At 71.0% G+C, this 11,708-nt stretch carries 12 protein-coding genes; 6 read left to right on the top strand and 6 right to left on the bottom strand.

Annotated elements, in window-relative coordinates:
* Positions 1 to 2: 2 nt before the first annotated feature.
* The 3 genes from AB0I81_RS35700 to AB0I81_RS35710 all read right to left on the bottom strand — a co-directional run bounded on the left by AB0I81_RS35700 (position 3) and on the right by AB0I81_RS35710 (position 2,280).
* On the bottom strand, positions 3 to 809 hold the full coding sequence (locus AB0I81_RS35700; protein WP_360666038.1) for a hypothetical protein: 807 nt from the start codon (positions 807 to 809) through the stop codon (positions 3 to 5).
* The gene (locus AB0I81_RS35705; protein WP_360666041.1) at positions 806 to 1,177 is read right to left on the bottom strand and encodes a hypothetical protein; all 372 of its coding nucleotides are present in this window, start codon (positions 1,175 to 1,177) and stop codon (positions 806 to 808) included. The genes AB0I81_RS35700 and AB0I81_RS35705 overlap by 4 nt, the downstream gene beginning before the upstream one ends.
* A gap of 146 nt (positions 1,178 to 1,323) precedes the next feature.
* Entirely contained in the window at positions 1,324 to 2,280 is a 957-nt protein-coding gene (locus tag AB0I81_RS35710; protein ID WP_360666044.1) for a winged helix-turn-helix domain-containing protein, read from the bottom strand.
* A 267-nt stretch (positions 2,281 to 2,547) separates the two neighbouring features.
* Between AB0I81_RS35710 and AB0I81_RS35715 the strand changes: the two genes are divergently transcribed.
* The 3 genes from AB0I81_RS35715 to AB0I81_RS35725 all read left to right on the top strand — a co-directional run bounded on the left by AB0I81_RS35715 (position 2,548) and on the right by AB0I81_RS35725 (position 5,087).
* Positions 2,548 to 3,717: an MFS transporter gene (locus AB0I81_RS35715; protein WP_360666047.1), complete on the top strand. Its 1,170-nt coding sequence runs from the start codon at positions 2,548 to 2,550 to the stop codon at positions 3,715 to 3,717.
* A gap of 92 nt (positions 3,718 to 3,809) precedes the next feature.
* Positions 3,810 to 4,715 (top strand): SDR family oxidoreductase, encoded by a 906-nt coding sequence (locus tag AB0I81_RS35720; RefSeq protein WP_360666050.1) that lies wholly within the window; start codon positions 3,810 to 3,812, stop codon positions 4,713 to 4,715.
* A gap of 78 nt (positions 4,716 to 4,793) precedes the next feature.
* A complete protein-coding gene (locus tag AB0I81_RS35725) occupies positions 4,794 to 5,087 on the top strand; it encodes a GlsB/YeaQ/YmgE family stress response membrane protein (RefSeq protein WP_360666052.1) in 294 nt (97 codons plus the stop codon).
* Positions 5,088 to 5,342: 255 nt separating this feature from the next.
* On the opposite strand, the gene AB0I81_RS35730 is transcribed toward AB0I81_RS35725, so the two are convergent.
* The 3 genes from AB0I81_RS35730 to AB0I81_RS35740 form a co-directional block, all read right to left on the bottom strand.
* Positions 5,343 to 6,323 (bottom strand): sporulation protein, encoded by a 981-nt coding sequence (locus AB0I81_RS35730; protein ID WP_360666055.1) that lies wholly within the window; start codon positions 6,321 to 6,323, stop codon positions 5,343 to 5,345.
* A 48-nt stretch (positions 6,324 to 6,371) separates the two neighbouring features.
* A complete protein-coding gene (locus AB0I81_RS35735; protein WP_360666058.1) occupies positions 6,372 to 7,190 on the bottom strand; it encodes an ion transporter in 819 nt (272 codons plus the stop codon).
* A 128-nt stretch (positions 7,191 to 7,318) separates the two neighbouring features.
* Positions 7,319 to 7,981, bottom strand: a complete 663-nt coding sequence (locus tag AB0I81_RS35740; protein WP_360666061.1) for a GntR family transcriptional regulator — start codon at positions 7,979 to 7,981, stop codon at positions 7,319 to 7,321.
* 279 nt (positions 7,982 to 8,260) lie between these two features.
* Between AB0I81_RS35740 and AB0I81_RS35745 the strand changes: the two genes are divergently transcribed.
* From AB0I81_RS35745 to AB0I81_RS35755, 3 genes are all read left to right on the top strand, one after another.
* Complete coding sequence (locus tag AB0I81_RS35745) at positions 8,261 to 9,592, top strand: MFS transporter (RefSeq protein ID WP_360666064.1); 1,332 nt, start codon at positions 8,261 to 8,263, stop codon at positions 9,590 to 9,592.
* A 4-nt stretch (positions 9,593 to 9,596) separates the two neighbouring features.
* A complete protein-coding gene (locus tag AB0I81_RS35750) occupies positions 9,597 to 10,499 on the top strand; it encodes a dihydrodipicolinate synthase family protein (RefSeq protein WP_360666067.1) in 903 nt (300 codons plus the stop codon).
* Positions 10,496 to 11,708, top strand: a 1,213-nt coding sequence (locus tag AB0I81_RS35755) for a mandelate racemase/muconate lactonizing enzyme family protein (RefSeq protein ID WP_360666070.1), incomplete at its 3' end; no start/stop codon positions are given. The genes AB0I81_RS35750 and AB0I81_RS35755, both read left to right, overlap by 4 nt.

An 11,708-nucleotide genomic window follows, 5' to 3' on the forward strand; every position in this document is an offset into this window, starting at 1 on the left:
GGTCAGCGCACGGCCCAGAGGTCGATGCGGACCGTCACCGTCCCGCCGGCCGGTTCGCCGAAGCTCACGTACGCGACCTCGCCGGGGCGGGTCCGGATGCAGTACGGCTGCGCAAGCCGGCTCCAGCGCTTGCCCGTGCCCGTGGCGGGCGGCGCGCCCGCGAGGCAGTTGGCGAGGGAGGCGCTGGTGAAGGTGCGTGTGCCGTCCACGTATATCCGTGACCCCTCACCGGCCACGGCGAAGTCCGCCTCGGCCGCGCCGGAGCGGGACGCGCCGACGGGCGTCAGCTTCCAGTAGTCGGTACGGCCGGCGGCCTCCGGGACGGGCAGGCGCATGGTGTCGCGGTAGAGGCGCCGCTCGGAGGGCGTCGTCGCCGGTGAGGCCGTCGTGTTGCCCTGCCCGGCGACCTGCGGGTCCGGCAGGCGGAACACGGCGACGCCGACCATGAACGCCAGGGCGGTCACCGACATGGCCACGGCGACGTTGAAGGTCAAACCCCATGCCCCACGCCTGCGCCGCCGCCGCACCCCCGTGACCGGGGCCGTCGCTGGTGCCGTGGCCGCAGTCAGAGCCGTGCCCGCGCCCGTGACCGTAGTCGAGGCCGTACCCGGGGCTGTGGTCGGGGCCGAAGACCGGGCCGTGTTGGGGGCCTGAGACGGGGGCGGTGGCGGCAGGCCCAGGAGTTCGGCGCGGTAGCGCTGCCACAGGCTCGCTCCCCGATAGGAGCGCACCATCCGCTCGTCGGCCTCGAAGGGCCTGCTGTCGATGAGGGCGTGCCAGTAACGCTGTCCCAGCGTGCGGCCTTTCACGGCGTCGCTTCCTGCGGATCACGCGCCGGACCGGCCGCGGGCGGCTCAGCCGCGGGCATCCCCCGCAGGCTGCGCAACGTGCCGACCTGGCGCAGCAGCGCGGGAGCGGAGGCGCCGACGGCGATGGCCGCCATGCTGCCGGTGATCTGGTCCTTGAACAGCAGGCAGGCCGCCGCCCCCAGGGCCAGCCTGGTCACGGCCACGAGAGAGTCGGCGACCGGATCCAGATATTCGCTCAGCCGCGGCATCTTCCCGCGCTTCTTCTGCCTGACCTTCCTGCGGGCCTGCTGCCACGCCGTCAGAGAACTCCACACGTAGAGAATCTCGATGATCGCTCCCCCGACGGCGCCCAGTCCCGCAGCCGCCATCCATCCCACGAGTCCGCCCCCCGGTTGTGGTTGTCCGCCAAGCATGCTGGGACGGTCCACGACCGGGCGAGAACTCAGAGGGTCAGGTCATGGTTACCCAAGAGGATGAGGTTTGTGTCACGCCGGTACGGCCGGGCGCTCCGGCTTCAGCGCCGGAACAGCTCCACCAGTTCGTCCGCGCGGTGGGTGCGCCCCACCCAGACCTCACGTCCGCGCCGCTCCTTGGTGATGAGCCGGGCGGCGCGCAGCCGGTCGCAGTGGTAAGTGATGCTGCTGGGGGCGATCCTCATGCCGGCCGCCAGCATGCTCATGCTCATGGGCCGGCTGATCGCGTAGAGCACGTCGGCACGTACCGGGCCCAGCAGCGCCGACAACTCGTCGTGCGCCGGGGCCGCGGGCTCGCGCCACAACGTGTCCGCGCCGGGCACCGGGTACGCGATCCACACCGCATCCCGGTTGTCCAGGCTCAGGATGACCGCGTCCCTGCCCGCCAGCATCGGGACCAGGACGATCCGCCGCTCGCCGAGGTCGTACACGCTGGGCTCGATGTCGGCGATGAGCAGGCCGCGCCCGTCGTGGCCGATGCGCCGGTTGAGCGAGCCGAGCAGCGCTTGGGTGCCGCCGCGCACGCCGGCCACGCCGACCCGCCGTACCTCCCTGTCCAGCAGGGCGCGGGCGCGCCGCCACACCGGCTCGGCGCTCAGCCAGACGTCGTGGAGCGCGCCCGCGTAGCCGTTCAGCCAGGCGGCGGGCCGGTCGGCGGCCGAGCGCCAGTGCACGGGCAGCGGCCCCGGGCCGAACGCCTGCTCCAGGTCGGCGAGCAGCCGGTCGGGCGGAAGGTCGCGCAGGGCGCTGATCTGGTCCTGTACGGAGACGTCGCCGCCCACGGGGGCGTGCGGGACGAGGCAGTCGGGGCCAACGGAATGGCCGGGGGCGGCGAACGGGCGTACCGCCCGATGGCCTGAGGGGCCCACGCGCGAGGCGATGGACTCGCGCCACGGGCCGGGCAGGCCGCGGCGGCGGCCCGCGAGGGCGTCGGTGATCCAGGCCAGGACCGTGAGGTGCGGCGAGATCGAGACGGACAACCGGGGCGTGGAGGTCATGCGCAGCTCACTCCACACAGTCGTGCTGGTTACGTCAGGCTCCCTGAGGTCGGCTTCGTCGGGCAGGAAGTCAACCTATTTCTGACACTTTCTCGTGACTTGCAGACCGATTGCAGGGTTGCGCCCGTACCACCCGGCTCCTGGGTGGATCTTCCGCTGTTGTAGGTTATAACGGGCATTTCCAGCTAGACAGGACGAAAATGGGCGACCTCCCCTCCCCCGCCGTCCGCCGGCGATCTCTGACCGAGTACGCGAGCGGCGGCCCCGATGTCTGAGCCGCGACGCCGGCGGTACGCGGTGGCCGTGCTGCTGGCGCATGCGGTGTTCACGCAGGTGGTGACGTTCGTGCTGCGGCCGACGATGTCGTACCGGGCGATCGAGCTGGGCGTCCCCTCGGCGTGGCTGGGACTGCTGGGCGCGAGCTTCGCGATCGCGCCGCTGCTGCTGGCGCTGCCCGCCGGGCACGCGGCCGACCGGTACGGCGAGCGGCGCATGGCCGTGGCGGGCGCGCTCACGCTCACCGCCGCCGGCGCGGCCTTCCTCACGCTGGGGCACACCATTCCCGGGCTGATCACGGCCGGAATCCTGCTCGGCACCGGCCACCTGGGCTGCGTCATCGCCCAGCAGGCGCTGGTCGCCAACACCACCGCGCGCGGCGACCACGACACCGCGTTCGGCCGCTACACCTTCGCCGCCTCCCTGGGCCAGGCGGCGGGGCCCGTGCTGATCTCCGCGTTCGGCGGCGCGCAGGCCATCCCCGACACCGGCGGCATCTTCGCGTGGTCCTGCGGGCTGGCGGTGCTGCTCGTGGCGCTGTCGGCGCTGCTGCCCCGCAGCCCTCGCCCGGAGGCCAAGGACCGGGAGGCGGCCGGCGGCATCCGGTCGCTCCTGCGCCGCCCCGGGCTCGCCTACGCCCTGCTCACGAGCTGCGTGGTGCTGGCGGCCGTGGACATCACGCTCGTCTACCTGCCGGCCCTGGGCACCGAGCACGGGCTCACCGCGGGCACCATCGGCCTCCTGCTGACCATCCGCGGCCTGGCCTCCATGGTCTCGCGCTTCTTCCTCGGCCGCCTGTCGCGCGCCTTCGGGCGGCGCAGGCTGCTGGTCACCAGCACGGTCGTGGCGGCGGCGGCCATGCTGGTCACCCCGCTGCCGATGCCGCTGTGGTTGCTGGCCGCCGTGCTGATCGTGCTCGGCTTCGGCCTGGGGGTGGGGCAGCCGATGACCATGTCGTGGCTGGCCGAGTCTGCGCCGCCCGGACTGCGCGGGCGCGCGATGTCGTTGCGGCTGGTCGGCAACCGTACCGGCCAGTTGCTGTTGCCCGGTACGGCGGGACTGGTGGCGGCCGGCATGGGGGCCGGCGGCGTGCTCATGATCACCGCGGTCGGTCTGGGCTGGGCCGGCATCGCCGCCCGGCGGCTGCCGGTCGACCCCTGAACCATAGCCGGCGGTTATAGCGGCAGGTATTGGACGCTTTCCCGGACCTCGGCCGAGCATGGAGCCCAACCGAGAGCAGATGGGAACAGTCCATGACGCGAGAGCCGCGACCGTCCAGGCGGACGATCCTGACCACCGGCACCACGATGGCGCTCGCGGCCGGGGCGTTCGCCGCCCCCGCCGCGCTGGCCAACACCCAGAACCCGCCCCGCCCCTCGACCGGCAGGGCCGACCGCGAGGGGCGCTTCGCCGGCAAGGTCGTGCTGATCACCGGGGCGACGTCCGGCATCGGCCAGGCCACGGCGTACGAGTTCGCGCGGGAGGGCGCTAAGGTGTTCTTCTGCGGGCGGCGCGAGGAGCTCGGCCGCCGGCACGAGCGGGCGATCAGGGACTTCGGGGGCGAGGCCGGCTACCGGCGGGCCGACGTGACCGACGAGGCCGACGTGCGGGCGCTGGTGGCCGAGTGTGTACGCCGGTACGGGCGGATCGACATCGCGCTCAACAACGCCGGCGTCGAGAGCCCGAAGGCGGCGCCGCTGCACGAGCAGAGCCTCGCCGACTTCGAGCTCGTCTGGCGGACCAACGCGGCCGGGGTGTTCCTGGCGATGAAGTACGAGATCCCGCACATGCTGCGGCAGGGGGCGGGGATCATCGTCAACACGGCCTCCATCTCGGCCGAGGTGGGCTTCGCGACGATCGCGCCGTACAACGCGAGCAAGCACGCGGTCGCGTCGCTGACCAAGGTCGCCGCCCTTGAGTACGCCGCCAGGAACATCCGCGTCAACGCCTTCGCGCCCGGGGCCGTGGACACGCCGATGTTGCGGCGGGCGGCGGAGGCGTTCGGCATGACGTACGAGGAGATCGCGCAGGACTACCCGGTCAGGCGCATCGTGCAGCCGCAGGAGATGGCGCGCGTGGTCATGTGGCTGGCATCCGACGACGCGACGGCCGTGATCGGCACGGACATCGACGCCTCCGGCGGCTTCCTCGCCGGTTGACCTGCCGGGAAACCTGCGGGTGCGGTCGATCGTTGGGCCTGGTGAACGGATGAAACGCCGACCTTCGGGAGACGTAGCGTGGAAATCACCGGCATCATCTCCGGCCTCTTCATCGGCATCGTCATCGGCGCTCTGGGACGGCTCGTGATCCCTGGGCGACAGCGCATCCCCATCTGGCTCACCATCGTGATCGGCGTGGTCGCGGCGCTGGTCGGCACCGTGTTCGCGGCCTTGCTGGGGGTGGCGGACACCTCGGGCATCGACTGGATCGAGCTGGCCATCCAGGTGGGGCTGGCGGCGCTGGGGGTGTCGCTGACGGCGGGCATCTACGGCGGCAGAGGGCGCAAGAACCGCAAACACCTAAACCGATGATCTGATCGGCCCGCCGCCGAGTCCGCCGACCCGCCGATTCCACTGACCCGCCGATCCCGTCGGCCCGCCGGTTACGCTGACCCGCCGATTCCGCTGACCCGCTGGCCACCGGCCCGCCGACGGCACGCGAGCGGGTGCTGACGGCGGGGCCGGCGGAGTTCACCTGGACGCGCGCCTCGCCCGGTCGGCGGGGCCGGCGAGCGAGGCGCGGTCAGGGGGTGAGGCGCGGTCGGCGGGCGAGGCGCGGTCGGCGGATCAGCCCTCGTCGCCCTCGTCCTCGAAGAACTCCTCCACGACCTCCTCGATCACTTCACCGGCCACAAGGCCACCCACGACGCCGGCTGCGCCCGCGGCGACCACCATGCCCATCCCGGCCCCACCGCCGTGATGACCATGGTGGCCGTGGTCGTCGTGGTGGCCGTAGCCGCCGTGGTTGTCGTGGTGGCCGAAGCCGCCACCCTGGTGGCCGAACTGGGAGAGGCTGTCGAGCCAGCGGCCCAGCTCACCCGCCCAGTCCGTGTGCAGGGCGTCCTCGTGGCTGACGTGGAAGCGGCCGATGGCGTCGTTGGAGGAGTAGCGGCCGCTGCGTTTGTCGGCCTCCAGGACGACGGCCAGCCCGGCCGGGTCGGCCACGAACGTCACCTCGACCTCACCCACCCGGCCGGCGTAGTGCCCGGTCGGGTAGAACTCGATCTCCTGGTAGAACGGCAGCTCCTGCTGCACGCCGTACAACCGCCCCGCCTCCAGGTCGGCCGACTTGAAGGCGAACCCGAGCTGCAGGAACGACTCCAGGATCCGCAGCTGCGACGGCAGCGGCTCCACGGCCACCATGTCCAGGTCGCCCTTGTCCACGGCCTTGGCGATGGCCAGTTCGGTCCGCACGCCGACCGCCATGCCGGTCAGCGGCCGGCCGGAGATCTCGCTGATCGGCGCCTCCCACGGCACCGGGATCTGGAAGTCGATCGTGCGTTCCTCGCCCTTGCCCAGCTTGAAGGGCCCGGAGACCCGGGCGCTGCCGAACTGGCTGAGCCCGGCGCCCTCACCGTCCCCGTGCTCGATTTCCACCCGCGCCACCAGACCGAGGGTGACGTGCTCGATCTCGGCGTCGAAGTCGCCGCCCTTGAGCCGTACCTCACCCGCGAGCGTGCCGCCCGGCCGGGTACGCGGCGTGGACAGGACGGTGTCCACCGAAGGCGCGCCGACGCCGAACGCACCCAGCATCCTCTTGAAGACCACGGCTCTGTTCTCCCTGTCGAACGAAGATCGATTTTGTGTGCCGCCGCGTCAACGATCGGCCCCGGAGCGGAGTTCCTCGGAGCGCTCGCGCATAAGAAGCTGGTCCAGCTTGGCGTTCACCGCGGCGAGTTCCCGCTTGACGGCCTCCAGCTCGCTGGGCTCGGAGGTTTCGGTGCGGCCTTCGGTGTGGTCGAGGTCGTTCATGGCGTTGACCACGACCGCGATGAACAGGTTCAGCGCCACGAACGTGGACATCAGGATGTAGACGATGAAGAAGATCCACGCCCACGGCTTCTCCACCATGACCTCCTGGGCGACGTTCCCCCAGTCGTCGCCGGTCATGATCTGGAACAGGGTGAACAACGAGCGCGGCAGTTCGTCGAAGCGTTCCGGCACGATGTCGCCGAACAACTTGGTCGCGATGACCGCCGCGATGTAGATCATCAGGAGCAGCAGCCCGATGATGGAGGCCATGCCGGGCACCGCGGCCAGCAGCGCGCCGACCACGCGGCGCATGCTGGGCACCGCCGAGACCAGGCGCAGCGCCCGCAGGATGCGCAGGGCGCGCAGCACCGACGTCGGCCCCGAGGCGGGGATGAGGGCGACGGCCACGATGATCGTGTCGAACCAGTTCCAGGGGTCCCTGAAGAACGCCCCGCGGTAGGCGTACAGGCGGGCGGCCAGTTCCACCGTGAAGACGACCAGCGCGATCCGGTCGATGGCGTGCAGCAGACCGCCGGCCCGGTCCATCAGGTACTCGCTGGTCTCGCAGCCGATGGTGATCGCGTTGACGACGATGACCAGGATGATCGCCCGCTGCGCGAGACGGGTCTCCAGAATGGCCCGTACGCGTTCCTGCCCAGACACCGAACTCCCCCTCAGTGATGATCGTTGATCATGCTAGGGAAAGGCGGGGGTCACGGTCCCGGGCAGTGGCGCGCTGAGATGTGGATCACAAACCCTGTGGTCCGTCCGGCCCGCCGCGGGTCGCGGGGTTACAGGCCGCCGCTCTCCTTGACGCGCTCGACGAAGCCGCACACGTGTGCGCGCAGCAGCCCGGCGGCCTCGGTGGCCGAGCCGGACTGGGCGGCCCGGAGGATCTCGCGGTGCTCGTCGGCCTCGGCCTCCCAGGTGGGCACCCGTTCCCAGGCGGCGGCGGAGATCAGCGCGGTCTGGTCGCGCAGCGAGTCGAGGGTGCTGACGAGCAGGGGGTTGCCGCAGCCGGCGTAGAGGGCGCGGTGGAAGTCGCGGTTGGCCAGGCTGCGGTCGGCCCGGTCGGCGGACTCGTCCGCGCGGCGCAGCGCGTCGGCGGCCGGGGTCAGGTCGGCGCGGCGCTCGACCGTGCGGGTGACCGCCTCGGGTTCGAGCAGCAGGCGCAGGTCGTAGACCCACTCCATCAGCGCGTTGTCGACCGTGCGCACGGTGGCGCCCTTGTACTCGCTCATGGTCACCAGCCCGGCGCCCGCCAGCGTCTTGAGCGCCTCGCGTACGGGCGTCTTCGACACCCCGAGCTGCTGGGCGAGCTCGGTCTCGACGAGCTGGCGGCCCGGCGGGAGCGCGCCGGTCAGGATCGCGTGCTTGATCGCCTCCAGGACGACGGTGCCCCGCGAGGACAGTGACCTCGGCTGGGCGGCAAAAGACGCGATGACCTCACTCATGGTTGAAAGATATCGTACATCGCATCTCGTATATGACCGATATTTCGGTTACAGTCGCGTGAATTAGGACTTCGGAACCCTCACGACGAAGGAGACCAGAACCGGGAGGAGCCATCCGGTGCGGCCCGCGGCAACGGGCCACACCGGACAGACGGCTCCGTTCACTTTCACACCCGGACCGGACGGGTCCCCACCGGTACGCCGTTGGCGCGGCGGCCGGCGGGCACGCGAGCCGGCGGTCCGGCATGCCACTGCACTGACCTGCAGCCTGGAGCTCGAATGCAGTCTAACTCCGCAAAACCCACCCCGGCCGTGCCCGCGACGGCGCGACGCGCACGGTCCCGGCTCCGCTGGTCGATCATCACGTTGTCGGGCCTCGGCCTGGCCATCGCCTACCTCGACCGCTCCGCACTCAGCGTCGCCAGCACCTACATGCAGGACGACCTGGGCTTCGACCAGACCATGAAAGGGATCCTGCTCAGCTCGTTCTTCTGGACCTACGCGATCTTCCAGCTCCCCTCCGGATGGCTGCTCGACCGTTTCGGCCCGCGCCTCATCTATCCCATCGCCGTCGTGTGGTGGTCGTTGTGGACCGCCGCGACGGCCCTGGCGCAGGGCGTCGGCACGCTGCTGGTCACTCGGCTCGGCCTCGGCATGGGCGAGGCTCCGGTGCAGCCGGCCAACATCAAGGTGGTCTCCGCCTGGTTCCCGCGCAGGGAGCGGGCGCTGGCCTCCAGCGTGTTCGACACCGGCCAGCAGATCGGCGTGGCCCTGTCCGTGCCGGTCGTCACCGCGCTGATCGCCGGCTTCGGCTGGCGGGCCGCCTTCGTCGTGATCGGCCTGGTCGGCATGGTGTGGGTGATCGGCTGGTGGAAGATCTACCGCTCGCCGCAGGAACATCCGCGCATCTCGCAGGCCGAGCTCGACTACATCGAGGGCGGCGACGCGGCCGTGCCCGAGACCGGGCAGCGCGTGCGCTGGCGGGAGCTGCTGCGTTACCCCACGGTGTGGGGCCTGGTGTTCGGCTACATCTGCCGCTCGGCGACCGGCGCGTTCTTCCTCACCTGGTACCCGAGCTACCTGGTCGAGGACAGGAACTTCACGATCCTGGAGCTGGGCGTGTTCGGCGCCATCCCCTCCCTGCTCGGCGTGGGCGCCACGATCGCGGGCGGCTGGTACTCCGACTGGCTGGTACGCCGCGGCGTGCCCATCTCCCGGGCCCGCAAGCTGCCCATCATCACCGGCATGTTGCTGGCCTCGACGATCGCGCTGACCGTGTTCGTGGACGGCAACGTGGCCGTCATGGTGCTGCTGTCGATCAGCAACTGCGCCCACTCCTTCGCCGGCGCCGCCATCCTCAGCCTGCCGGCCGAGGTCGCCCCCTCGGCGTCGGTGGTCGGGTCGATCGCGGGCTTCCAGAACTTCGGCTCGCAGATCGGCAACATCATCAGCCCGATCCTCATCGGGTTCTTCCTGACGCTGAGCGGCAACTCCTACACGGGCCCGATGTTGTTCGCCGGGGCGATGGCCATCCTGGGCACGCTGATCTACGGGTTCGTGGTGAAGATCCGGCCGCTGAACGAGAACATCCCCGCCGAGAGCAGAGGTTGACCGTATGCCTTCCCTGACTGAACTGCTGAACGACGTCGCGGCCGTCACCGTGACGCCCTTCGACGCGGGCGGCGGGATCGATCTCGACGCCAACGCCAGGCTGGTGCGCCGGCTCGTGGACGCCGGCGTCAACGTGATCACGCCCAACGGCAACACCGGCGAGTTCTACGCGCTGACCCCCGCCGAGCGGCGCCAGGTCCTGGAGTCCACCGTCGCCGCGGTGGGCGACGACGCGGCCGTGCTGGCCGGGGTCGGACTGGACGCCTTCACGGCCGCCGAGTCCGCCCGGCACGCCGGCGACCTCGGCGTGCGCATGGTGATGGTGCACCAGCCGGTGCACCCGTACGTGGCGGCCGACGGCTGGGTGGACTACCACCGGCAGATCGCCGAGGCGGTGCCCGACCTGGGTGTGGTGCCCTACGTCCGCAGCCCGCGCATCACCGGTGCGGAGATCGGGCGGCTGGGAGAGGCGTGCCCGAACGTCGTCGGGGTCAAGTACGCGGTGCCCGATCCGGTGAGGTTCGCCTCGGTTGCCCGGGACGCGGGGCTCGACCGGTTCGCGTGGTTGTGCGGGCTGGCGGAGCCGTACACGCCGGCGTACTGGGCGGTGGGGGCCCGCGGGTTCACCTCCGGGCTGGTCACCGCGGCGCCGGAGCTGACGCTGCGGCTGCGCGACGCGCTGCGGGCCGGCGACTACGGCGCGGCCATGGAGGTGTGGGAGCTGATCAGGCGGTTCGAGGAACTGCGCGGCGCGGACGCCTCGGCCGACAACGTGGCGGTGGTCAAGGAGGCGCTGGCGCAGCTCGGGCTCTGCCGGCGCGAGGTGCGGCCGCCCAGCCGGGCGCTGCCGGCCGCCGTACGGGACGAGGTGGCCACGATTCTGGCGGCTTGGAAGGGAGCGGCATGAAGATCATCGCACTGAGGACGTACATGCAGCGGGTGGACGAGCGTCCGCGGCTGCTGGTGAAGGTGGAGACCGACGAGGGGATCTCCGGCTGGGGCGAGGCCTACAACCACGGGCCCGACCACGCGCTGATCCCGGTGCTGGAGTACATGTTCCGGCAGATCGAGGGCGTGGATCCGCGGCGGGTGGAGTACGTGGTGCGGCGGCTGCTGCAGGAGGCGCGCTTCCCGCCGGGGGCGATCGGGCTGGCCGCCATCGCCGCCATCGACCAGGCGCTCTGGGACATCTCGGGCAAGGCGGCGGGGCTGCCGGTGTACATGTTGCTGGGCGGCAACGTACGCGACCGCGTGCCCGTCTACTGCGGCGTCTACACCGCGCCCGACCCGGCCGCCTGCCGCGACCTCACCCAGGAGATGAACGACCGCTACGGCTTCACCGCCTTCAAGCTCAGCCCCTACCGGCGCGACCTGTACGCGGGCCGGTGGGGCAACGTGGTCAAGGAGGCGGCCGACTACTTCGCCGAGATCCGTGCGATCCATCCGCCGGAGTGGGAGTTCGCGTTCGAGGCGCACGCCCGGATCTTCGAGCCGCGTCAGGCGATCCAGCTCGGCAACGCGCTGGCCCCGTACGATCCGCTGTGGTTCGAGGAGCCGATCAGGCCCGAGTACATCCCGGCCTGGGGGCATCTGCGCTCGCAGCTCGACGTGCCGCTGGCCACCGGGGAGTCGTTGTTCCTGCCGCAGGACTTCCTGGCCCTGCTGACGGCGGGCGGCGCGGACATCGTGCAGCCGGACGTGTGCGTGGTGGGCGGTCTGGCGCAGATGCGCAGGATCGCCACGATCGCGGAGACGCACTACGCGAGCGTGGCCCCGCACAACCCAATGGGGCCGCTGGCGACGGCGGTCAACCTGCATTTCGGCGCGGCTCATCACGGGCTCAAGCTGGTGGAGTACAAGCCGTGCGAGACCACCTGGTGCCCCGATCCCTACCTGCCGGTGGACGGGTACCTGGAGCTGCGTCCCGACCGGCCGGGGTGGGGGGTGGAGATCGACGAGTCGGCGCTGGCGAACGACGACCACGTGCACTGGGAGCGCAGGTTGCCGATCCGCCCCGACGGCCTGAAGAAGAGGAAACCGCCCTTTTCTAAAGGTGTAAGAAGCACTGTTATTGGGCATCCGGTGAGGAAAGCGATGCATCCGTTTACTCGGTGTC

The sequence above is a fragment of the Nonomuraea sp. NPDC050404 genome (assembly GCF_040655495.1).
GTDB lineage: Bacteria > Actinomycetota > Actinomycetes > Streptosporangiales > Streptosporangiaceae > Nonomuraea.